General features: G+C 72.1%; 21 protein-coding genes. 11 read left to right on the top strand and 10 right to left on the bottom strand.

The genetic code is table 11. The features are described 5' to 3' along the window. Positions 1-12: 12 nt before the first annotated feature. Positions 13-1,464: a glutamate synthase subunit beta gene (locus VM685_RS00925; protein WP_325458227.1), complete on the top strand. Its 1,452-nt coding sequence runs from the start codon at positions 13-15 to the stop codon at positions 1,462-1,464. Positions 1,465-1,468: 4 nt separating this feature from the next. Here VM685_RS00925 and VM685_RS00920 read toward each other — a convergent pair whose 3' ends face one another. The 8 genes from VM685_RS00920 to VM685_RS00885 all read right to left on the bottom strand — a co-directional run bounded on the left by VM685_RS00920 (position 1,469) and on the right by VM685_RS00885 (position 7,852). Continuing rightward, complete coding sequence (locus VM685_RS00920; RefSeq protein ID WP_325458226.1) at positions 1,469-2,026, bottom strand: DUF4142 domain-containing protein; 558 nt, start codon at positions 2,024-2,026, stop codon at positions 1,469-1,471. A gap of 128 nt (positions 2,027-2,154) precedes the next feature. Then, positions 2,155-2,325: a hypothetical protein gene (locus tag VM685_RS00915; protein WP_325458225.1), complete on the bottom strand. Its 171-nt coding sequence runs from the start codon at positions 2,323-2,325 to the stop codon at positions 2,155-2,157. A 44-nt stretch (positions 2,326-2,369) separates the two neighbouring features. After that, positions 2,370-3,890 carry a hypothetical protein gene (locus tag VM685_RS00910; RefSeq protein WP_325458224.1) on the bottom strand — a complete coding sequence of 507 codons (1,521 nt, stop codon included), beginning with the start codon at positions 3,888-3,890 and terminating at the stop codon, positions 2,370-2,372. A gap of 1 nt (position 3,891) precedes the next feature. Further along, complete coding sequence (locus tag VM685_RS00905; RefSeq protein ID WP_325458223.1) at positions 3,892-4,416, bottom strand: protein-tyrosine phosphatase family protein; 525 nt, start codon at positions 4,414-4,416, stop codon at positions 3,892-3,894. Between the two features lie 4 nt (positions 4,417-4,420). Continuing rightward, positions 4,421-5,344: a beta-xylosidase gene (locus VM685_RS00900; protein ID WP_325458222.1), complete on the bottom strand. Its 924-nt coding sequence runs from the start codon at positions 5,342-5,344 to the stop codon at positions 4,421-4,423. Then, a complete protein-coding gene (locus VM685_RS00895; RefSeq protein WP_325458221.1) occupies positions 5,341-6,141 on the bottom strand; it encodes a TIGR04290 family methyltransferase in 801 nt (266 codons plus the stop codon). Before VM685_RS00895 ends, VM685_RS00900 begins: the two co-directional genes overlap by 4 nt. Continuing rightward, positions 6,138-6,734 carry a histidine phosphatase family protein gene (locus VM685_RS00890; RefSeq protein ID WP_325458220.1) on the bottom strand — a complete coding sequence of 199 codons (597 nt, stop codon included), beginning with the start codon at positions 6,732-6,734 and terminating at the stop codon, positions 6,138-6,140. The genes VM685_RS00895 and VM685_RS00890 overlap by 4 nt, the downstream gene beginning before the upstream one ends. Next, entirely contained in the window at positions 6,731-7,852 is a 1,122-nt protein-coding gene (locus tag VM685_RS00885) for an inositol-3-phosphate synthase (RefSeq protein ID WP_325458219.1), read from the bottom strand. The genes VM685_RS00890 and VM685_RS00885 overlap by 4 nt, the downstream gene beginning before the upstream one ends. 286 nt (positions 7,853-8,138) lie before the next feature. Between VM685_RS00885 and VM685_RS00880 the strand changes: the two genes are divergently transcribed. The 10 genes from VM685_RS00880 to VM685_RS00835 are packed head-to-tail and all read left to right on the top strand — an operon-like array spanning position 8,139 to position 18,738. Then, the gene (locus tag VM685_RS00880) at positions 8,139-8,378 is read left to right on the top strand and encodes a hypothetical protein (protein WP_325458218.1); all 240 of its coding nucleotides are present in this window, start codon (positions 8,139-8,141) and stop codon (positions 8,376-8,378) included. A gap of 7 nt (positions 8,379-8,385) precedes the next feature. After that, entirely contained in the window at positions 8,386-9,498 is a 1,113-nt protein-coding gene (locus VM685_RS00875) for an NAD-dependent epimerase/dehydratase family protein (RefSeq protein WP_325458217.1), read from the top strand. After that, complete coding sequence (locus tag VM685_RS00870) at positions 9,495-10,565, top strand: SDR family NAD(P)-dependent oxidoreductase (RefSeq protein ID WP_325458216.1); 1,071 nt, start codon at positions 9,495-9,497, stop codon at positions 10,563-10,565. The genes VM685_RS00875 and VM685_RS00870 overlap by 4 nt, the downstream gene beginning before the upstream one ends. Continuing rightward, positions 10,562-11,692: a glycosyltransferase family 4 protein gene (locus VM685_RS00865; RefSeq protein ID WP_325458215.1), complete on the top strand. Its 1,131-nt coding sequence runs from the start codon at positions 10,562-10,564 to the stop codon at positions 11,690-11,692. The genes VM685_RS00870 and VM685_RS00865 overlap by 4 nt, the downstream gene beginning before the upstream one ends. Further along, entirely contained in the window at positions 11,689-12,798 is a 1,110-nt protein-coding gene (locus VM685_RS00860; RefSeq protein WP_325458214.1) for a CgeB family protein, read from the top strand. Before VM685_RS00865 ends, VM685_RS00860 begins: the two co-directional genes overlap by 4 nt. Then, on the top strand, positions 12,798-13,892 hold the full coding sequence (locus VM685_RS00855) for a CgeB family protein (RefSeq protein ID WP_325458213.1): 1,095 nt from the start codon (positions 12,798-12,800) through the stop codon (positions 13,890-13,892). The genes VM685_RS00860 and VM685_RS00855 overlap by 1 nt, the downstream gene beginning before the upstream one ends. Continuing rightward, positions 13,889-14,980, top strand: a complete 1,092-nt coding sequence (locus VM685_RS00850; RefSeq protein ID WP_325458212.1) for a CgeB family protein — start codon at positions 13,889-13,891, stop codon at positions 14,978-14,980. The genes VM685_RS00855 and VM685_RS00850 overlap by 4 nt, the downstream gene beginning before the upstream one ends. Before the next feature lie 54 nt (positions 14,981-15,034). Next, positions 15,035-16,042 (top strand): UDP-glucuronic acid decarboxylase family protein, encoded by a 1,008-nt coding sequence (locus VM685_RS00845; protein ID WP_325458211.1) that lies wholly within the window; start codon positions 15,035-15,037, stop codon positions 16,040-16,042. A 13-nt stretch (positions 16,043-16,055) separates the two neighbouring features. Further along, on the top strand, positions 16,056-17,489 hold the full coding sequence (locus VM685_RS00840) for a phosphomannomutase/phosphoglucomutase (protein WP_325458210.1): 1,434 nt from the start codon (positions 16,056-16,058) through the stop codon (positions 17,487-17,489). Positions 17,490-17,520: 31 nt separating this feature from the next. After that, entirely contained in the window at positions 17,521-18,738 is a 1,218-nt protein-coding gene (locus VM685_RS00835) for an MFS transporter (RefSeq protein ID WP_325458209.1), read from the top strand. Here the strand turns inward: VM685_RS00835 and VM685_RS00830 are convergent. Further along, entirely contained in the window at positions 18,722-19,462 is a 741-nt protein-coding gene (locus tag VM685_RS00830; protein ID WP_325458208.1) for a nucleotidyltransferase family protein, read from the bottom strand. The genes VM685_RS00835 and VM685_RS00830 overlap by 17 nt on opposite strands. A 5-nt stretch (positions 19,463-19,467) precedes the next feature. Then, entirely contained in the window at positions 19,468-20,556 is a 1,089-nt protein-coding gene (locus VM685_RS00825; RefSeq protein ID WP_325458207.1) for a CgeB family protein, read from the bottom strand. Between the last annotated feature and the right edge of the window lie 58 nt (positions 20,557-20,614).

Genomic DNA, 20,614 nt, shown 5'->3' with positions numbered 1-20,614 from the left:
CGGAGTTCCCCGATGGGCAAGCCCACCGGCTTCCTCGAGATCGAGCGCCACGACCGTGGCTACGACCCGCCCGAAGCGCGCCTGAAGCACTGGAAGGAGTTCGTCCACCCGCTGCCGGAGGGCGAGCTGCGCCAGCAGGCCGCCCGCTGCATGGATTGTGGCATCCCGTTCTGTCACCAGGGCTGCCCGGTCAACAACCAGATCCCGGACTTCAACAACCTGATCTACCGGGACCACTGGCAGGCGGCGTTGGAGAACCTCCAGTCGACCAACAACTTCCCGGAGTTCACTGGCCGCGTCTGCCCCGCGCCGTGCGAGGCGTCCTGCACCCTGAACATCCCCGACACGCCGGTGACCATCAAGACGATCGAGTGCCAGATCGTCGATCGCGGCTGGGACGAGGGCTGGATCCGGCCCGAGCCGTCGCCCCGCGGCACCGGCAAGCGCGTGGCGGTGGTGGGCTCCGGGCCTGCGGGCCTGGCCTGCGCCCAGCAGCTCGCCCGCGCCGGCCATGCGCCGACCGTCTTCGAGAAGAGCGACCGCATCGGCGGCCTGCTCCGCTACGGCATCCCCGACTTCAAGATGGAGAAGCACCTCATCGACCGGCGCATCCGGCAGATGGAGGCCGAGGGGGTCATCTTCCGCACCAACTTCGAGGTCGGCGCGACGGTCTCGGTTCAGCGCCTGCTGGACGACTATGACGTCATGGTCTTCGCCGGCGGCGCCGAGGCGCCCCGCGACCTGGAGGTCCCCGGCCGCGAGCTGGAGGGCGTCCACTTCGCCATGGAGTTCCTGGTCCAGCAGAACAAGCGCAACGCCGGCGACCCGGAAGCCATCGCTGCGCCGCAGGGCACGCTGTCGGCGGCCGGCAAGCACGTGGTGGTGATCGGCGGCGGCGACACGGGCAGCGACTGCATCGGCACCTCCAACCGCCAGGGGGCAGCCTCGGTGGTGCAGCTGGAGATCATGCCCCGCCCGCCGGAGCGCGAGAACAAGGCCGTCACCTGGCCGGACTGGCCGCTGAAGTTGCGCACCTCGTCGAGCCACGAGGAGGGCTGCGACCGCGACTTCGCCGTGGCCACCAAGCGGGTGGTCGGCAAGGACGGCAAGGTCACCGCGCTTGAATGCGTGCGCCTGGAGTGGGTCCCGGGTCCCGACGGCCGGCTGAAGATGCAGGAGGTGGAGGGCTCCACCTTCGAGCTGAAGGCGGACCTGGTCCTCCTGGCCATGGGCTTTGTCGGGCCCCGCCATGCGGGCCTGGTGGAGCAGGGCGGCGTCGACCTCGACCCGCGCGGCAACGTGAAGGCCAACGTGGTCGACTACCGCACCTCGGTCCCCAGCATCTTCACCTGCGGCGACATGCGGCGGGGCCAGTCGCTGGTGGTCTGGGCGATCCGGGAGGGCCGCCAGTGCGCCCGTGCGGTGGACGAGTTCCTGATGGGGACCACCCGGCTGCCCCGCTAGGGCTCTAGCCCGGCTGCAGCTGCTGCACGTGCGTCAGGTGCTGCTGCACGATCGGCGCGATCTTGCCGGCTCCGCCGCGCAGGGCCGCGTTGTCGCCGTTCTGGGCATAGCCGCTGTGCAGCGCCAGCGCCTCCTGGTGGGCCATCCGCTGCTGGCTGAGGTACAGCCGGTCGAACGCCGCGCCCGAGGCGCCGCGCAGCTGGTCGAGCATCCCGGCGCGACGGGCGTCAAGCGGCGGCGGCGGCGGCGGCGTCATGCCGCCCGAGCGCGCGGCGTCCATGACCATCTGGGTCGAATTCGTGTGGTCGCGCACCATCATCTGGGCGAAGTCCTTCACCCCTTGCGACGCGCCGCGGGTCATCGCCAGCTGGCTGGACTGGATCTCATACATGTCGCTCCGCGCGGCCTCGGCCATGAACGCCGTGGCCGTGGTCGGGGCCGCCGCGGCGGCCGGTGAGCCGCTCGCCAGAGCTGATGGGGCGGACCCGTCGTTCATGCCGCCTGCGCAGGCGGCGAGGCCGAGCGCACCGGCTGCGGCGGCCGCCATCCAGATCGTCTTCATTGGGCATCCCTCTTTGCCGGCCACGTCGGGCGGCCGCTGATGCCCACAACGGGAGGCTGAAGAACGCCGTTCCCCATCGCGTCAATTGCATAACGGCCTCTACCGGCGGCGGAGGGCGCCGCGCGCCGCTAGGCGTCGCCGACGAGGGCGATGATCTTGCCCGACCCGCCGCACTGCAGGCAGGCGTCGCCGCTGTCCTCACGGCCTGTGCCCTGACAGGCGGGACAGACGGCCTCGCCGCTCTGCGGCGTGCCGGGGGTCACCTCGTCGCCGGGGTTGAGGTCGGGCTGCTCGGGCATGGCGATGTCCTCCGCGGAAAGAACCGCCGATGCATGCCCGCAGTTCAGGCCTGGGTCGCGTGCGCAGCCTTTTCGGCCGCGCCGCTCGCCCCCATCAGCTGAGCCAGCCGGTCGCGGTAGGGCGCGGCGCGGGCGGGGTCGCCGGCCATGGTCCAGAGGCCGACTTGGAAGGCCGGATAGCAGGTCTCGAACAGGGCCAGCATGACCGGGTCCGCGTCCGCCGCGCGGGCGAGACCGGCGGTTTCTGCCGGCGAAAGGCCGAGTTCCAGGGCGGCGCCGGCGACGTCCCAGGCGATGTCCTGGCCGCCGACGAGGTCGTGGGCCTCGGAGTGGTCGAGGACGTCCAGCTTCACGCCGGCGATCCACTTTTCGCGGTGCATCCGGCCGTCGACGTGGATGGGCCGGGGGCGGGCCAGGTCGAGCGGCAGGGCCTGAAGCCGTCGGGCGGTCTCGCGGCCGGCAGGCTCACCGAGCAGTTCGGCCACGTTCACCCGGGCCATCTCGATCAGGGCGGCAGGATCGGCGCCGGGGCGGGCGGGGAAGGCCTCGCGGCGGAAGGCGAGGTAGCGGCCGAGCCGGTCGAGCGAGGGGGGCCGGACCTCGCCGTCGACCCACCGCTGCAGGAGCAGGCCGTGGCGCAGGGCGAGCGGCTCGGGGCCGAAGCCGGCGGCGTGCAGCGCGCGGGCGCGGGCCAGCTTGTGCTCCCCGATGGCGCCCAGGCCCGCGAAGCGGGCCACGAAGCCGTCGCCGAGACGGACCTTCCAGGTGGTTCCCGGCAGGTCGCCGGCATCGACAACGGGGCCGGTCAGGTCGGCGAACCAGTCGGCGACGGGGCAGGGGGCCTGGGCCACGAGGCGGGTGGCGGCAGCCCAGCGGGCGCGGTGGCGGGGCGAGGCCTCCGGCCCGAGGTCGCCCCCGTGGCCGGGCAGGAAGACGATCCGGTCGGCCGCGACGCCGAGCGACTCGAGGGCGTCGGCCGCCGCGCCGAAGGAGCTGCCGGAGAGGCCGGGACCCTCGTCGACGACGGCGAAGGGGCCGACGTGGGCGGCCAGCCGCGCGCGCACGGCGGCCGACAGGCGTAGCTCCCGGCGGAAGGGATGGCCGATGGGGCGGACGCTGACCACCTCGGCCGCGCTCGTGGCGGCGGCGACGACGGCGGCGAGGCTGGTCCCGATGCTGCGCAGGCCAATAACGAACGGCGGCGAGGGCCAGGCGTACGACCGCGCCGCGAGGTCGTAGCTCTCCGGATAGAGCCCATAGAAGGCGTAGCCCTCCGGCGTCTTCACCGACACCTCGGAGGGCAGGTCGAAAGCGTCCACCCGGGCCGCCGCGGCCCCGCCTGGACGGCCTCCCGCCACGGCGACGCAGAGGGCCATGGCCGCAGCCTGGATGGGGGTGTCGTGGTCGAAACCGAGGACCGCGAACTCCGCGTCCGCCAGTCCCTGCGCCAGCTCGCCGGCCTCGATCAGCGCGCGGGTCCGGTCGCCGGAGGCCAGCGCGGTTTCGATCGCCGCGAGCTTGTCGCGGGGACGCTCGCGCCTGGGCTGGTCGCCGTAGACCAGCATCTCAGGACCTGACGTGGAGGTGGCGGTAGGCGATGGCCTTGAAGGCGTCGAAGGTGGGGATCCGCGCGTCGGGCGAGCGGCGGCCCAGCCAGGCCACCCAGGCGTCGTACTGCGCGGGCGAGGGGGAGACCAGCGCCCGGGCGTCCTTGGCGCGGGCCAGCGCTTCCAGGGGGCCCAGGCCGCGGTCCACCAGCACGCACAGCGCCACCAGGGCCGAGCGGCCGATGCCGTGCTCGCAGTGGACCAGCACGCTCAGGCCGTCCGCCTTGGCCTGCCCGGCGAAGTCGACGCCGAGGTCCAGCATGGGCTGGGCCACCGCATGGTGGTCGGGCGTCGGCAGGTGCAGGAAGCGCAGGCCGCAGGCGGCGAGTTCGTCGGGATCGTCGCAGGCCTCGGACCGGACGTCGATCACGGCCCCCACGCCGTGTGCCCTGGCGAGGTCCCCGGCGCGGCCGGCCGGAAAGCTGCCGCCCACGGCGAGGCCGGCCGCCACCCAGCTCAGGTTCGGGGTCCACGCCCCGTCCATGGAGCTACTCCGCGGCCACCGCCCGGCGGGCGGCGCTCGAGGCCGGCGCATAGCGTCGAACCATCCGCCCGCAGAACTCGGCGAACTCCTCGGCGACCTGCGGCGGGCTGGTGTGGTGCGGCTCGATCCCGCGGTGCTCCGGCGTGAAGCAGAAGGTGACCGTGACGTCGAAGTCGGCGAGCGCCTCCATCTGCCGGTCGAACCAGCGGTCCGCGTCCGGGCGGAAGCTGTCGGCCCAGGACAGGCCGGTGCGCAGGTGCTTCACGCCGAGACGCCGCATCCAGGCGACGGCGTCGTCCAGCCGGTGGTCCTCGAAGTGGAACCACTGACACAGGCCCATGTCGGCGGCGTAGGGCGCATAGGCCTCCACGGCCGGCTTCGGCGAGCCGTCCTCTCGCAGCAGGCCCATGTGGAAGTGCCGGTAGTAGGAGGAGCCCTCGGCCTCCTTGTGCCGGGTGGTGGCCTCCCAGGTCTTCGGCAGGTCGTAGAGCGAATACCAGTGCAGGCGCGGGACCTTGCCGACCAGCAGGTCGGCGGTCTTCTTCACGCCCCAGGCCTGGACCTCCTCGGAGCCGAACGAGGAGACGCCCACCTCGGTGATCCAGATGGGCTTGTCGGTCACGGCGCGGATCTCGTCGACCTTGGCGGGCCACTCGTCGATCGACCAGAGGTTCCAGTCGAGCGGGAAGCCGTGCACCGCCACCACGTCGACGTGGTCGAGCACGCCCTTATCATCGAGCCGGCGCACGAAATGCGGATCGATCGGGCTCATGCCGCCCAGCACCCGGGTGAGGCTTCCGTTCTCCGCCGCGATCGCCTGGCCGGCCAGCTTGGTCATGCCGGCGAACAGGTCCCACTCGGGATCGAGGTTCGGGTCCCAGTGGCTCTTGTTGTTCGGCTCGTTCCAGATCTTCGCCGCTTCGATCATGCGTGACCCCTTCCGTTGCCCTTGCCGCTGGTCGCGCCGTTCGTCCGGGGCCTGGCCGGATAGACGGCCCCCATCGGCTTCGGCCGCTCGGTGCGCCGGCACACGAAGACCTCCTCCTCGGGGTGTTCGAGGATCTCGAACCCGGCGCTGCGCAGCATGGCCGCCGAGCAGGCGGCGTTGGGCGCCCACCAGTTGGTCCAGTCGTTGGCGTACTCGTGCTCGATGAAGTGCATCTTCGGGTAGCCGGGCTCGTTGAAGTGGTCCTGCTCGAAGAAGTCGTAGTTGGCCCGGACCGGCAGCTCCTCGGCGCTGCCGCGCTGCATCGACTGGAAGATCAGCAGGTCCCGGCAGACGTTGTCGTGGATGAGGTCGAGCGCCAGCAGCGGGTGCCGCAGGTGGTAGAGCACGCCCATGAACAGCACGATGTCGAAGCGCTCGCCGAGCTCGGCCACGTCGTAGACGGAGAGCTGCCGGAACTCGATGTCCTGGCCCTTCACCTCGGCGGCGAAGCGGGCCTGCTCGAGGTAGCGCTCGTCGAAGTCGACGCCCAGCACCCGGTCGGCGCCGCGGCGCTTCATCTCGATGGAGTAGAAGCCGGCGTTGCAGCCGATATCGAGCACCGTCTTGCCGGTGAGATCCTCCGGGATCACGTGCTGGAAGGTCCGCCACTTCACGTTCGGATAGTCGTTCAGGAAGTGGTTAGGCGCGGTCTGGACGCCGTCCAGGTCGATGTTGTGGAACCAGTCGCCGAGCGCGGCGGCGCGCTCGCGGATCTGGTCCGCCGTCAGGGTGGTCATCGGCAAGCCTCGTTCACGCTCAGCACCTTCATTCCCCAGTCGCCCGCACAAAGAACGCTCACCGACCCCGGTCCGACCTCGATCGCGTCGTGGCGGTCCAGCGAGAAGCCGAGCACATGGGCCAGCAGCGCCTTGATCACGTCCGCATGGCTGACGGCGCAGATGCGGCCCTGCGGATGCCGCGCCCTTACCGTCTCCACCCAGCGCACCAGACGCTCCTGCACCTCGGCCATGGTCTCGCCCCGCGGCGCGCGGGCGGCGCTCCGCTCGTCGTTCCAGCGACGCCAGACGGGGTCGCCGTCCAGGTCCGCGAACCGCGCGCCCGTCCAGTCGCCGAAGTCGATCTCCAGGAGACCGTCCTCCGCCCGCGGCTCCAGCCGGAGGGCCTCCCCGATCGCCGCCGCCGTCTCCCGCGTGCGCTGCAGCGGGCTGGTGTAGAGCGCCTCGATCCGCTCGTGGCGCAGGCGGCCGGCGGCGGCCGCGGCCTCGCGTCGGCCGGCGTCGTTCAGGGCCACCCCGTCCATCCGTCCGGAGATCACGTGGCCCAGGTGGTCGGTGGATCCGTGGCGCACGAGGAAGACCGTCGTGGTCACGAGGCCAGCTGCACCGCTGCGCGCTTCTTCGGGGCCGCCGGCTCCTCGCCCTCGATGAAGCGCAGGGTCCGTTCCCGGGCCTCGTTGTCGGTGTACTGCTCGGGCGGGCTCTTCATGAAGTAGCTGGAAGGGCCGAGGAGGGGGCCGCCCAGCCGGCGGTCGAGGCCCAGCTTGGCGCAGCGGACGGCGTCGATGACGATGCCCGCGGAGTTCGGGCTGTCCCAGACCTCCAGCTTCAGCTCCACGTTCAGGGGTACGCCGCCGAAGGTGGTCCCCTCGACCCGGATGTGCGCCCACTTGCGGTCGGTGAGCCACGGCACGTAGTCGCTGGGGCCCACGTGGATGTCGCCCTCGTCGAGCGGCACGTCGAGCTGGCTGGTCACGGCCTGGGTCTTGGAGATCTTCTTCGACGTCAGACGCTCGCGCTCGAGCATGTTCTTGAAGTCGGAGTTGCCGCCGAAATTGAGCTGGTAGGTGCGGTCGATCCGCACGCCGCGCTCGCGGAACAGGTTGGCAAGCACCCGGTGGATGATGGTGGCGCCCACCTGGCTCTTGATGTCGTCCCCGATGATCGGCAGGCCGCGCTTCTCGAAACGCTTGGCCCACACCGGGTTCGACGCGATGAACACCGGTATGCAGTTGACGAAGGCACATCCCGCCTCCAGCGCCTGCTGGGCGTAGTATTCGGTGGCGTGCTGGGAGCCGACCGGCAGGTAGGAGACGAGGACGTCCGCGCCGCAGGCCTTCAACGCCTCGGCCACGTCCACGGGCGGCGCCTCCGCCTCCTCGATGTCGCCCTCCATGTAGCGGCCGATGCCGTCCAGGGTGGGTCCGCGCTGGACCGTCACGCCGGTCTTCTTCGGGCGCTCGAAGACGTAGGTGTTGTTGGGCGGTGCGAGGATCGCCTCGCCCACGTCGCGACCGACCTTGCCCGCGTGGATGTCGAAGGCCGCCGCGACCTCGATGTCGCCCACGTGGTAGCCGCCGAGCTCCACGTGCATCAGTCCGGGCGGTGGTTCGTTGGAGCTGGCCTGGGCGTAGTGCGTCAGGCCCTGCACGAACGACGAGGCGCAGTTGCCCACGCCCACGATGCCCACCCTCAGTTTCTTGCGGCTCATGCGTCCCCCTTCCGCCGCGGCCGGCCCGGGCGAGGTAAGTACCTCTGAAACAGCTTGGCCTGAGCTTTGTTCCTTCAACCTGTGCAGTGGGAACCCGATTGTCGGACGATAACAGTGTTCGTCGCGGCGAATTCTTGGAACTCAGCTATCAAATGATGTGCCGGTTCCGCTCACGAGAATTTGGTTGCGCGGACAACTGCGTCGGTGGAACCAATACTTGGCCGTCTCAGGGAACTTACATGAAGATGAAGGGTTAGCTTGGCGGGTGTGACGGCGAGGGACCGCCATGAGCCGAGCGAAGAACTTGAAGGCCCGCATCAAGGCGCGGGCCCCGGCCCTGGCCCATTGGCCCAAGGCCAGTCGGGTAAACGGAAAACCAGCCGCAAGGTTCGCCGCGCGTCTGCGCCTGGCGATTCACGACCTGTCCGAGCGGCTCGCGGCCTATTCCTCCGCCCGCCACCCTGAATTCCTCGAAATTCCGGCGATCGCGCTCCGCGCGCAGTCCGCCGCCCGGCGGAAAGGTTAGCCGCGCCATGTCCGAACAGATCCTCATCACCGGCGGGGCCGGCTTCATCGGCCGTCACCTGGCCCAGGCCCTGCTGGAGCGGGGCGCGCGGGTGCGCGTCCTCGACAGCCTGATCGAGCAGGTCCACCCCACCCGGCAGCGCCCGACCGAGCTCGCCGAGGACGTGGAGCTCCTTGTGGGCGACGTCCGCGACGAGGCCATGGTGCTGAAGGCGCTGAAGGGCGTGGACAAGGTGGTCCACCTGGCGGCCGAGGTCGGCGTCGGCCAGAGCATGTACGCCGTCGACCGCTACACCTCGGTCAACGACTACGGCACCGCGGTGCTGTTCCAGCAGCTCATCGACAATCCGGTCGAGCGGGTGGTCGTGGCCTCCTCGATGTCGATCTACGGCGAGGGGCTCTACCGCACCCGGGACGGCCGGCTGATGGAGGACGTGGTCCGCGGCGGCCGCAATCCCGACGACTCCTGGGACCCGCTGGACGACGAGGGGCGTCCGCTGATCCCCGTGCCGACGCCCGAGAGCAAGAACAACGGCATCAAGTCGGTCTACGCGATCGGCAAGTTCGTGCAGGAGCGGCTGACGCTGACCCTCACTAAGCAGTACGGCATGGGCGGCTCGGCGCTGCGTCTGTGGAACGCCTACGGCCCGGGCCAGGCGCTCTCCAACCCCTACACCGGTGTGCTGGCCATCTTCGCCAGCCGCATCGCCAACGGCCAGGCGCCGATGGTGTTCGAGGACGGCCAGCAGCGGCGGGATTTCGTCCATGTCCGCGACGTTGCCCGGGCATTCCTGCTCGCCCTCGACAAGGCCGAGGCCGACGGCGAGGTGTTCAACGTGGGCTCCGGCGTCGACCGGACGGTGGAGGAGGTGGCCCTGCTGCAGGCGCAGGCCATGGGCCGTCCGGACCTGAGGCCCGAGCTGGCCGGCAAGGCCCGGGCCGGCGATATCCGCCACTGCATCCCCGACCTGACCAAGGCGCGCACCGTGCTGGGCTACGAGGCCCAGGAGGACTTCTCCGAGGGCCTGGCCGAGCTCGCCGAATGGGTGGCGCGCCAGGAAGCCGAGGACCGCGTCGTCGAAGCCCGCAAGGAGCTCGAGATGCGCGGGCTGGTGGCATGAGCGGGGCCGGCGCTCCGGTCCTGGTGACCGGCGGGGCAGGGTTCATCGGCTCCAACCTCGCCGACCGGCTGGCCTCCGAGGGCCATGCGGTGATCGTGCAGGACGCCCTCATGCGCGAGGGCGTCGAGCGGAACCTGGCCTGGCTGAAATCCCGCCACGGCGGCCGGATCACGCACCTCGCCGCCGACACCCGCGACCGCCGCGCGGTGGACGAGGCGGTGCGCGAAGCCCAGGCGGTGTTCCACCTCGCCGCCCAGGTCGCGGTGACCACCAGCCTGACCGACCCGGTCGAGGACTTCGAGATCAACGTCCAGGGGGCGCTGAACATCCTGGAGGCCGCGCGGCGCAAGGGCGGCCACACTCCGGTGATCTTCGCCAGCACCAACAAGGTCTACGGCGACCTGGCCGACGTGCCGCTGGAGCTGGCGGGCGACGCCTACCGCCCGACGGACCCGGCGCTGCGCGTCCGCGGCGTCAGCGAGAGCCGGCCGCTGGACTTCCACACCCCCTACGGCTGCTCCAAGGGCGCGGCCGACCAGTACGTGCTGGACTATTCGCGCAGCTTCGGCCTGCCGACCTGCGTCCTGCGGATGAGCTGCATCTACGGGCCCCGCCAGATGGGCACCGAGGACCAGGGCTGGGTCGCCCACTTCCTGATCCGGGCCCTGGAGGGCCAGCCGATCAGCATCTACGGCGACGGCCGGCAGGTGCGCGACATCATGAACGTGGCCGACACGGTGGAGGCCTACATGGCCGCCTGGCGGCGGATCGACCGCGTCAGCGGCCGCGCCTTCAACCTGGGCGGTGGGCCGAACAACGCCGTCAGCCTGGTCCAGCTCATCGGCTACATCGAGGAGCTGCTGCACCGGAAGGTGGAGCTGTCGTTCTCCGACTGGCGGGCGGGCGACCAGCGCTACTACGTCTCCGACCCTTCGGCCGCGCGGCGCGAGCTGGCGCTGGGCGAGTCCCTGGACTGGCGCACCGGCGTGGCGGCGCTCGCCCAGTGGCTGGCCGCCGAGCGGAGCGCGCCGCCGAGCCGGCGCGAGCGCGTCGAGGCCGTCGGATGAAGGTGGGCCTCGCCCGGCCCACGCGGCCCCGCGTGCTGATGACGACGGACGCGGTGGGGGGCGTCTGGACCTATTCGATCGACCTCGCCCAGGGGCTTGCCCGCGCGGGCGCGGAGACCACGCTTGTGGTGCTCGGCCCCTCGCCGACGCCGGACCAGGTCGCCCAGGCCCACGCCGTGCCGCACCTGACGCTGGTCGACACCTGCCTGCCGCTCGACTGGATGGCCAGCGAGCTGGCCGAGGTGCTGGAAGTCGGGGCGGCCGTCCGCGGCCTCGCCCGCGGCAGCGGCGCGGACATCGTCCACCTGAACAGCCCGGCGCTGGCGGCCGAGGGCGGCTTCACCGTGCCGGTGGTCGGCGCCTGCCACTCCTGCCTGGCCACCTGGTGGGGGGCGGTGAAGGACGGCCCGATGCCGCACGACTTCCGCTGGCGCTCCCAGGCGCTGTGGCAGGGGATGCTGGCCTGCGACGTCCTGGTGGCTCCGACGGCGGCCTTCGCCGAGGACACCGCCCGGGCCTACGAGATCCCGCGGCCCGTCGTGGTCCACAACGGCCGGCGTCCGGCCCCGCCGGCGCTCGCCGCGCGCGAGGCGATGGTGTTCACCTCCGGCCGGCTGTGGGACGAGGGCAAGAACATCGCCGTCCTCGACCGCGCCGCGGCCCTGATCGACGCGCCGCTGCAGGCCGCGGGCCCGCTGCAGGGGCCGAGCGGCGGCCCGGTGGTGCTGAGACACGCCCAGGCGCTGGGCCGGCTGTCCAACGACGCCGTCGGCCGCTGGCTGGCGCGGGCGCCGATCTTCGCGTCCGCGGCGCTTTACGAGCCGTTCGGGCTGGGGGTCCTGGAGGCGGCCCAGGCGGGGTGCGCCCTGGTGCTCTCCGACATCCCGACCTTCCGCGAGCTGTGGGACGGCGCCGCGGTGTTCTGCGACCCCGAGAGCCCCGAGGCCTTCGCCGCCGCCTTCCGCGACCTGCTCGCCGACCCGGTGCACGCCGAGCGGCGGGGTCAGCAGGCCAAGGCGCGGGCCGGCCGCTACACGGTCGAGGCCATGACGGCGGGGGTGCTCGACCTCTACCGCCACTACCAGCCGCAGCTGTTCCCGCCCATGGCGGCGGAGGTCGCGGCGTGAAGGTCGTCTACTTCACCCACTCGCTCGCCTCCTGCTGGAACCACGGTAACGCCCACTTCCTGCGCGGCGTGCTGCGCGAGCTGGTCCGCCGCGGCGAGGCGGTGCAGGTCTTCGAGCCCGCCGACGCCTGGAGCCTGCAGAATCTGCTGGCCGACCACGGCGAGGCGGGGCTGGGGGCCTACCGCCAGGCCTATCCCGAGCTGAACTCCACCCGGTTTGGCGCGGACCTCGACCTCGACCGGGCGCTGGACGGGGCGGATCTGGTCATCGTCCACGAGTGGAACGACCCGGCCCTGGTGGCCCGCGTGGGCCGGGCGCGCGCGGCGGGCGGGCGGTTCACGCTCCTCTTCCACGACACCCACCACCGGGCGGTGAGCGATCCGGAGGCCATCCGCGCCTTCGACCTCTCCGGCTACGACGGGGTGCTGGCGTTCGGCGAGACGCTGGCTGAGGTCTACCGCCGCTGGGGCTGGGGCGAGCGGGTGTTCGTTTGGCACGAGGCCGCCGATACGGCGCTGTTCCATCCGCCGGCGGAGGAGGGTCAGCGCGAGGGTCTGGTCTGGATCGGCAACTGGGGCGACGGAGAGCGCACCGCCGAGCTCGAGCAGTTCCTGATGGCGCCGGCCCGGCGCGCGGGCCTGCCGCTGGAGATCTACGGCGTCCGCTACCCCGACGAGGCGCGGGCCCTGCTGGCCCGCTACGGCGTCGACTACCGCGGCTGGCTGCCGAACGCCCGGGCGCCGGAGGTGTTCGCCCGCCGGCTCGCCACCGTGCACGTGCCGCGTCGGTTCTATGTGGAGGTGCTGCCGGGCATCCCGACGATCCGCGTCTTCGAGGCCCTGGCCTGCGGCATCCCGCTGGTGTCCGCGCCATGGAGCGACAGCGAGGGCCTGTTCCGGCCCGGCGAGGACTTCCTGTTCGCCCGCGACGGCGCCGAGATGGAGCGCCAGCTCAGGGCCATCGCCAACGAGCCGGACCTCCGCGCGTCGCTCGTCGCCTCGGGCCTGGAGACCATCCGCGCCCGCCACACCTGCGCGCACCGCGTGGACGAGCTGATGGCCGTCGCCGCGAAGCTCGCGCCCCAGAACGCCCTGGAGACCGTCTGATGAAGATCGCCTTCTACGGCTCGAGCCTGCTCTCCGCCTACTGGAACGGCGCGGCCACCTACTACCGCGGCCTGCTCGCGGAGCTGGCCCAGCGCGGCTACGACATCACCTTCTACGAGCCCGACGCCTTCGACCGGCAGCAGCACAAGGACATCGAGCCGCCGGACTACGCCAGGGTGGTCGTCTATCCGGCCACCGAGACCGCGCTGCAGACCGTGATCGCGTCGGCGGCCGAGGCGGACGTGGTGGTGAAGGCCAGCGGCGTCGGCGTCTTCGACGACGAGCTGCTGGAAGGCGTGATGTCGCTGGCCCGGCCGCACGCGGTGAAGATCTTCTGGGACGTGGACGCGCCGGCGACGCTCGCCCACTTGCGGGCCAATCCCGGCGACGTGATGCACCGCGTCCTGCCGCAGCTCGACCTGGTGCTGACCTACGGCGGCGGACCGCCGGTGGTGACCGCCTACCAGGCCGCCGGCGCGCGGCTGTGCCGGCCGATCTACAATGCGCTCGACGCCTCGACCCACCATCCGGTGGCGGCGCAGGCGAGGTTCGAGGGCGACCTCAACTTCCTCGCCAACCGCCTGCCGGACCGCGAGGCGCGGGTGGAGCGGTTCTTCCTGGAGCCCGCCGCCCGCCTGCCGGAGCGCCGGTTCCTGATCGGCGGCAACGGCTGGGACGACAAGGCCATGCCGGCCAACGTGCGGCGGATCGGCCACGTGGGCACGGCCGAGCACAACGCCTTCAACTGCTCCCCGCTGGCGGTGCTGAACGTCGCCCGGGATTCCATGGCCGACGTCGGCTTCTCGCCGGCCACGCGGGTGTTCGAGGCGGCCGGGGCGGGCGCCTGCCTGATCACCGACGCCTGGGAGGGGATCGAACTGTTCCTCACCCCCGACGAGGAGGTGCTGGTCGCCCGGGACGGCCAGGACGTGGCCGAGCACGTGGCCGCCCTCACGCCCGAGCGGGCGAGGGCGATCGGGGAGGCCGCCCGCCAGCGGATCCTGGCCGAGCACACCTACGCCCGCCGGGCGGCGGAAGCCGACGCCCTGATCCGCCGCGAGGCCGCCGCCAAGCGGGAAAGGAGCCTCGCGTGAAGCTCGTCGTCCTGGGCCTCTCGCTATCGTCCTCCTGGGGCAACGGCCACGCCACCACCTATCGCGCGCTGCTGCGGGCCTTCGCCGCCCGCGGCCACGAGGTGCTGTTCCTGGAGCGGGACGTCCCCTGGTACGCGGCCCATCGTGACCTGGCGCGGCCCGACTTCTGCGACCTGCGGTTCTACGGCGACCTGGGCGCCCTGCACCTCGCCTGGCGCGAGACGGTGGAGCAGGCCGATGCGGTGATCGTCGGCTCCTATGTGCCGGACGGCGTGGCCGTCGGGCGCTGGGTGCAGAAGACCGCGCGAGGCGCGACGGCCTTCTACGACATCGACACGCCGGTGACGCTGGCCAAGCTCGCCGCGGGCGACCACGAGTACCTGACGCCGGAGCTGATCCCCGGCTACGACGCCTACCTGTCCTTCACGGGCGGCCCGACGCTGGAGCGGCTCATGCGCCGCTACGGCTCGCCCGCCGCGCGCGCGCTCTACTGCTCGGTGGACGCCGAGGCCTACCGGCCGCTGGCCGAGCCGAAGCGCTGGGACCTGTCCTACCTGGGCACCTACAGCCCCGATCGCCAGCCGACCCTGGAGCGGCTGCTGCTGGAGCCGGCCCGGCGCGCCCCGGACCTGAGGTTCTGTGTCGCCGGGCCGCAGTACCCGGACGACATCGACTGGCCGGCCAACGTCGAGCGGCTGGACCACGTGGGGCCCGTGGACCATCCGGCGTTCTACGCCGCCAGCCGCTACACCCTGAACGTCACCCGGGCCGACATGATCGACGCCGGCTATTCGCCGAGCGTGCGCCTTTTCGAGGCCGCCGCCTGCGCCACGCCGATCATCTCCGACATCTGGGACGGCCTGGAGACGCTGTTCGAGCCGGGGCGGGAGATCGTCCTGGCGCTGGGCTCCGACGAGGTCCTCCGCACCCTGCGCGAGACGCCGGAGCCCGTGCGTCAGGCCATGGCCGAAGGCGCCCGCGCCCGCATCCTGGCCGAGCACACCGCGGCCCACCGGGCGGCCGAGCTCGAGGCGCATCTGGCCGAGGCCATGGCCGCCGCGGCGAAGGACGACCTGGTGACAGCCTGAGATGAGACGGCCGGGGCAGGCCGCAGGGGAGCGTTGAGTTTGGAAGGGACGCACATGAAGAACGGTCGGCAACTGCAGGTCCTCGTCGCCGGAGGCGCCGGGTTCCTCGGCTCCCACCTCTGCGAACGCCTGATCGACGAGGGCGCGCACGTCGTGTGCCTGGACAACCTGCAGACGGGCAAGCGCGAGAACCTGAGCCGCCTTCAGCGGGGCGACGACTTCGAGTTCGTGAAGGCCGACATCGTCGACGCCCTTCCGGCGCGGGTCACGCGCCGCAAGTTCGACCGGATCTACAACCTGGCCTGCGCGGCCTCGCCGCCGCTCTACCAGGCGGACCCCGAGCACACGATGCTGACCAGCGTGCTGGGCACCCAGCGCCTGCTGCGGCTGGCCGAGGCGACCGGGGCCCGGTTCCTGATCTCGTCGACCAGCGAGGTCTACGGCGATCCGGAGATGCATCCGCAGGCGGAGACCTACTGGGGCCACGTCAACTGCACCGGTCCGCGGGCCTGCTACGACGAGGGCAAGCGCGCCGCCGAGGCCCTGTGCTTCGACTACGACCGGCTGAAGCGGGCGGAGGTGCGGGTCGCCCGCATCTTTAACACCTACGGGCCCAGGCTCTCGGCGGACGACGGCCGGGTGGTCTCCAACGTGGTGCACCAGGCGCTCACGGGCGAGGACATCACCGTTTTCGGCGACGGCTCCCAGACGCGGTCCTTCTGCTACGTGGACGACATGGTCGACGGTCTCGTGCGGCTGATGGAACACGACGGTCCGCAGCCCGGTCCGGTGAACATCGGCAACCCCGTCGAGCGCACGATCATGGAGCTGGTCGACCTGGTGCTGACGCTGACGGGCTCGAACTCGGAGGTGATCCACCAGTCGCTGCCGGTGGACGACCCCAAGCGCCGCCGGCCAGACATCTCCAAGGCCGAGCGGGTGCTCGGCTGGCGCCCTGTGACCTCCCTGGAGCAGGGCCTGCGTTCGACCATCGCCTGGTTCGAGGCGAACCTCGGGGGCGGCGGCCGCGCGGCCGACGAGGAGGTCCGGCTGTCAGCCTGAGCCGGAGAGCGCCATGAGCCTCGAGGCGGAGCAGCACCCGGCGGAGGAGGGCCTCCGGACAACGGAGCGACCCGGCGACGCAGGCGTGTCGCGCATCCGGCGCGAGGCGATCCGCGCCTATGACATCCGCGGCCAGGTCGGACGCGACATCGACCGGCCGGGGGCCTACGCCCTGGGCCTCTCCTACGCCAGCGCGGCCCGCCGCGCCGGCCTCGAACGCGTCGGCGTCGGGCGGGACGGCCGGCTGAGCTCGCCCAGCCTGGAGCAGGCCCTGGTCTGGGGCCTGATCGACGGCGGACTCAAGGTCGAGCGGATCGGCCTGGGACCGACCCCCATGCTCGGCTACGCGGCCCGCGAGCTGGCGCTCGACGGGGCGATCATGGTCACCGCCTCCCACAACCCCCCGGGCGAGAACGGCTTCAAGATCCTGCTGGGCGACCAGCGCGTCCACGGCGAGCGGCTGCACGCGCTCGTGGAGGGGCCATGCCTGCGCGATCCGTGCGGATCCGCCCGGCGCGTCTCCATCCTGGACGCCTATGTGGCCGACCTCGCCCGCGCCGCGGCGGAGATGGCGCCGCTGAAGGTGGCCTGGGACTGCGGCAACGGCGCCACCGGCCCTGTGGTGGAGCGCCTCGCGCGTCGCCTGCCCGGCGAGCACCACCTGATCAACACACACGTCGACGGCCGCTTCCCGGCGCACCATCCCGACCCGGCCGTGGCCGCCAACCTGTCCCAGTTGGCGGAGGCCGTGATGGCGCAGGGCTGCGACCTCGGCGTGGCCTTCGACGGGGACGGCGACCGGATCGGCGTCGTCGACGCCCAGGGGCGCATCCTCTGGGCCGACCAGCTCATCCTGCTGCTGGCCCGCGATCTGCTTCTTCGACGGCCGGGCGCGGCGGTGGTGGCCGACGTGAAGTGCTCGAAGGTGCTGTTCGACGGCGTGGCCGCGGCCGGCGGCCGGGCGGTGATCTCGCCCTCCGGCTACGTCCACGTCCGCGAGGCCATCCAGGCGGAAGGGGCGCTGCTCGGCGGCGAGCTCTCCGGCCACATCTTCTTCGCCGACGGCTGGGGCGGGGTGGACGACGCGGTCTATGCGGCGGTGCAGACCTTCCTGGCGGTGTCGCGACTCTCCGGCGGACTCGCCGCCTTCCGGGAGAGCCTGCCGCCGAGCTTCGCCACGCCCGAGCTGCGCATCCCCTGTCCGGAGGCGCGCAAGGCGGAGGTGGTGGCCGAGGTCGCCCGGACGCTCGCCGACGAGGGCGCGGTCTTCGATCCCCGCCTGGGCCTGCGTGTGGAGAGCGCCGACGGCTGGTGGCTGCTGCGGGCCTCGGGCACCGAGCCCAAGCTCACCTGCCGTTGCGAGGCGCTGCATCCTGACGGCCTCGACAGGCTGCGGGGGGAGCTGAGGCGCCGGCTGGCGGCGTGCGGCCTCGAGATCGACGTCTAGCTATCCGCGCCGCCCGGCGGTACTCGCTCTCATGCCTCCGCGACGATCCTCCGCGCCGCCCGACGCCCGCCTGGCGGTGCCGGTCCTGCTGCTCCTGGTGTTCGTCAGCCTGATCGGCTTCGGCGTCGTCATCCCGCTGCTGCCGTTCTACGCCAGCGTCTTCGACGCCGCGCCCTGGCAGGTCACCCTGATGTTCGCGGCCTTCTCGGCGGGCGGCTTCCTGGGCGAGCTCACCTGGGGACGGCTCTCCGACCGGATCGGCCGGCGGCCCGTCCTGCTGATCACCATCCTGGCGTCGGCGGGCGGCTACGTGGCGCTCGCTTTCGCTCCGAACATCTGGATCGCGGTGCTGGTCCGCGGGCTGGCGGGATTCTTCAGCGGCAACATCTCGGCGATCCAGGGCTACATCGTTGACGTGACGCCGCCGGAGCGGCTGGCGGGACGTCTCGGCCTCGTCGGCGGGGCGTTCGGGATCGGTTTCGTCGTGGGGCCCTGGCTGGGCGGCGTGCTGGCGCAGCCGGAGCTCGGCGCCGCCGGCTTCCGGCCCCCGCTACTGGTCGCCGCCGGTCTCTGCGTGCTGGCGACGGTCGGCGTGCTGCTGTTCGTGCGCGAGAGCCTGCGGAGCGAAGGGCGCAACTTCGGCCGGCCGGGTCCCCTGGCGGCGCTCTCCGAGGCCTGGGCCGATCCGGTCCTGCGCCGGCTGCTGGCCATGACCTTCATGGGCTTCACCGCCTTTTCGGCGATGTGGTCGGTGTTCGGCCTGTGGGGCGAGGCGCGGTTCGGCTGGGGGCCGAAGGAGATCGGCTTCGTCATGGGTGTCACCGGCGTCGCGGCCGCGCTCAGCCAGAGCGTCTTCTCCGGCATCGTGGTGCGCCGGATCGGGGAGGTGACCACCATCACGGCGGGGCTCCTGCTGACGGGCGGCTTCCTGCTGGTCCAGGCGGTGTCGCCGTTCATCTGGCTGTGCGTCGTGGCGATGACTGCAGCGGTGACCGGGCACACCCTGAGCCAGCCGGCGACCAGCGCCCTGATCTCCCGCGCCGCCTCGCCGGGGCGGCAGGGTGCGATCCTGGGCGCCAACAACGCCGCGGGCTCAGCGGCGCGGGTCGCCGGCCCGGTGATCGCAGGCTTGATGTTCTCCGAGATCAGCCCGCATGCGCCGATCGTCTTCGCGGGCCTGGGAATGATCCCCGCCGCCTGGCTGGCCTGGCGCGCCGGGCGCCAGCTGCGGATCAGGGCCGGCCTGTAGGCTCCAGCGCGCCCAGCAGCGTCAGGGCCTCGCGGTAGCCGTGCAGGGTGCCGACATCGACGTAGCCCGTGCCGAGCGGCGCGTTCCAGGCCTCGCCGCCGCGGGCGATCCAGGCGTTCACCAGGGTGCCGAGGTACTCGTCCTCGCGGTCGCGCTCGCGCCACAGCGCATGAAGCTCGTGGAAGGTCCGGCCCGGCATCTTGAACGCCCCCCAGATCCACCGCGAGGCGGGTTCCGGCGCCTTCACCTGGATCTGGGAGATGCGGCCGTCCGGCCCGGCCACCACGGCGTCGAAGTGCTGCGGCTGGTCCACCGGGAAGGTGAGGAAGGAGAAGCGGTCGTCGGGCAGGCGCGCCAGGCCGTCCTCCGGGAACCAGATGGTGTCGGGTAGGCCCACGGCCACCGGCTCGTCGGGGCCGACCAGCGGGCAGGCGCGGAAGAGGGCGTCGCACAGCCCCGCGGCGCGCGGCTGCACCACATAGGCGATATCCACCCCGTCCACCCGGTCGCCGTAGTAGCGCAGGATGTCGGCCTTGTGCGGGCTGATCACCAGGCAGACCTTGGTCGCGCCGCCGAGCGCCAGGCGCTCCAGCAGGTATTCGCTCACCGCCCGTGGCCGCTCCGTTCCGCCGTCGCGGCGTACGCCCACCGGCAGGAGCTCCTTGGAGAAGGCCAGCGGCTGGATCCGCGTGCCCTGTCCGGCGGCCGGGATGATCCCCCACATGGCGGTCAGGCCTCCTCGAGGTCGCGCGGCGGCGCGGGGGAGGCCTCCAGCATCCGCAGGAGCTCGGCGGCGCGGTGATCGCTGGTGTGCTCGTCCAGCGTCCGCGCCCGCGCCGCCCTTGCGATGGCGGCCAGGTCGCCCGGGTCGAGATCCAAGGCGGCGAGCGCGCCCTGGGTATCTGTCGCCGTCAGGATCTCCCGGCCCGGCTCGAAGAACAGGTCCAGGCCCTCCCACGTGTCGGTGAGGATGGGACAGCCGCAGGCCGCGGCCTCGAACAATCGGCCGGACGGGCAGTAGCCCATCTGGGCCATGTCGCGCCGCGTGACGTTCAGGGTGAGCCGGGAGGAGGCGAAGAAGGCGGCGTGCTCCGGCGGCGCTACATGATCCAGGAAGTAGATGTTGGAGCTCCAGGGGAAGGCGTCGTCGTAGCCTGACCCGCCCAGCAGGAAGCGCTGGCGCGGACGCAGCCGGGCGGGCTCGGCGAACAGGGCGTTCACCGCCGGCTGCCGATCGGCCGCGTAGGTGCCGAGGTAGGACAGGTCGCAGGCGTACCGGGGATCGGGCGCGCCCGGCCTGTGGTGGTTGGGATCGACGTGCCCGTAGAGCGGAAGCGCGCGCCGCGCGCCAAGGTCGTGCTCCAGCCGGATCAGGGCCTCGCCGCCGGTGTAGCTGAGCACGAGGTCGAAGCCGCCGAGCCCCTCCGCCGGCAGGTAGTCCACCGTCTCGCCGGCCGCCAGCCTGGCGAGCGTCACCGGCGTGTCCATGTCGTAGAAGACCGAGCGCCGCCCGTGCTCCGTGGCCAGCCGCGCCGCGGCCCGGCCGTCCGGGCAGTAGGAGGTGACCATCACCGCGTCGGCCGAGGCCGTCTCGGCCCGGGCCCGCTCGGCGACGTCGGCCCAGTCGGCGTAGAGCACCAGCTCGCCCTGGGGCAGGGCGGGAAGGTCGCGGTGGCGGGCGTAGTAGGGGACGTCGCGCTCGAAGAAGACGACCTGCGCGCCGCGGCCGGCCAGGGCCCGGATCAGGCCGCGCCACAGGGTGGCGTGTCCGTTGCCCCACGATGAGCTCACCGTCAGGCCGAAGATCACGAGCTTCATCGTCTGGCTTCCCTCGCGACCTCAACCGGCGCACCACGGCGAAGGTTCCGACAGGGCG

Source organism: Phenylobacterium sp. (assembly GCF_035539035.1).
Lineage (GTDB): Bacteria > Pseudomonadota > Alphaproteobacteria > Caulobacterales > Caulobacteraceae > Phenylobacterium.
The sequence above is the reverse complement of the archived record's forward strand: the minus strand, read 5'-3'. Positions and strand labels throughout refer to the sequence as shown.

Coding starts and splice junctions, on each gene's coding strand:
- VM685_RS00925 (WP_325458227.1), top strand. CDS start 13: ATGGGCAAGCCCACCGGCTTCCTCGAGATCGAGCGCCACGACCGTGGC.
- VM685_RS00920 (WP_325458226.1), bottom strand. CDS start 2,026: ATGAAGACGATCTGGATGGCGGCCGCCGCAGCCGGTGCGCTCGGCCTC.
- VM685_RS00915 (WP_325458225.1), bottom strand. CDS start 2,325: ATGCCCGAGCAGCCCGACCTCAACCCCGGCGACGAGGTGACCCCCGGC.
- VM685_RS00910 (WP_325458224.1), bottom strand. CDS start 3,890: ATGCTGGTCTACGGCGACCAGCCCAGGCGCGAGCGTCCCCGCGACAAG.
- VM685_RS00905 (WP_325458223.1), bottom strand. CDS start 4,416: ATGGACGGGGCGTGGACCCCGAACCTGAGCTGGGTGGCGGCCGGCCTC.
- VM685_RS00900 (WP_325458222.1), bottom strand. CDS start 5,344: ATGATCGAAGCGGCGAAGATCTGGAACGAGCCGAACAACAAGAGCCAC.
- VM685_RS00895 (WP_325458221.1), bottom strand. CDS start 6,141: ATGACCACCCTGACGGCGGACCAGATCCGCGAGCGCGCCGCCGCGCTC.
- VM685_RS00885 (WP_325458219.1), bottom strand. CDS start 7,852: ATGAGCCGCAAGAAACTGAGGGTGGGCATCGTGGGCGTGGGCAACTGC.
- VM685_RS00880 (WP_325458218.1), top strand. CDS start 8,139: ATGAGCCGAGCGAAGAACTTGAAGGCCCGCATCAAGGCGCGGGCCCCG.
- VM685_RS00875 (WP_325458217.1), top strand. CDS start 8,386: ATGTCCGAACAGATCCTCATCACCGGCGGGGCCGGCTTCATCGGCCGT.
- VM685_RS00870 (WP_325458216.1), top strand. CDS start 9,495: ATGAGCGGGGCCGGCGCTCCGGTCCTGGTGACCGGCGGGGCAGGGTTC.
- VM685_RS00865 (WP_325458215.1), top strand. CDS start 10,562: ATGAAGGTGGGCCTCGCCCGGCCCACGCGGCCCCGCGTGCTGATGACG.
- VM685_RS00855 (WP_325458213.1), top strand. CDS start 12,798: ATGAAGATCGCCTTCTACGGCTCGAGCCTGCTCTCCGCCTACTGGAAC.
- VM685_RS00845 (WP_325458211.1), top strand. CDS start 15,035: ATGAAGAACGGTCGGCAACTGCAGGTCCTCGTCGCCGGAGGCGCCGGG.
- VM685_RS00840 (WP_325458210.1), top strand. CDS start 16,056: ATGAGCCTCGAGGCGGAGCAGCACCCGGCGGAGGAGGGCCTCCGGACA.
- VM685_RS00835 (WP_325458209.1), top strand. CDS start 17,521: ATGCCTCCGCGACGATCCTCCGCGCCGCCCGACGCCCGCCTGGCGGTG.
- VM685_RS00830 (WP_325458208.1), bottom strand. CDS start 19,462: ATGTGGGGGATCATCCCGGCCGCCGGACAGGGCACGCGGATCCAGCCG.
- VM685_RS00825 (WP_325458207.1), bottom strand. CDS start 20,556: ATGAAGCTCGTGATCTTCGGCCTGACGGTGAGCTCATCGTGGGGCAAC.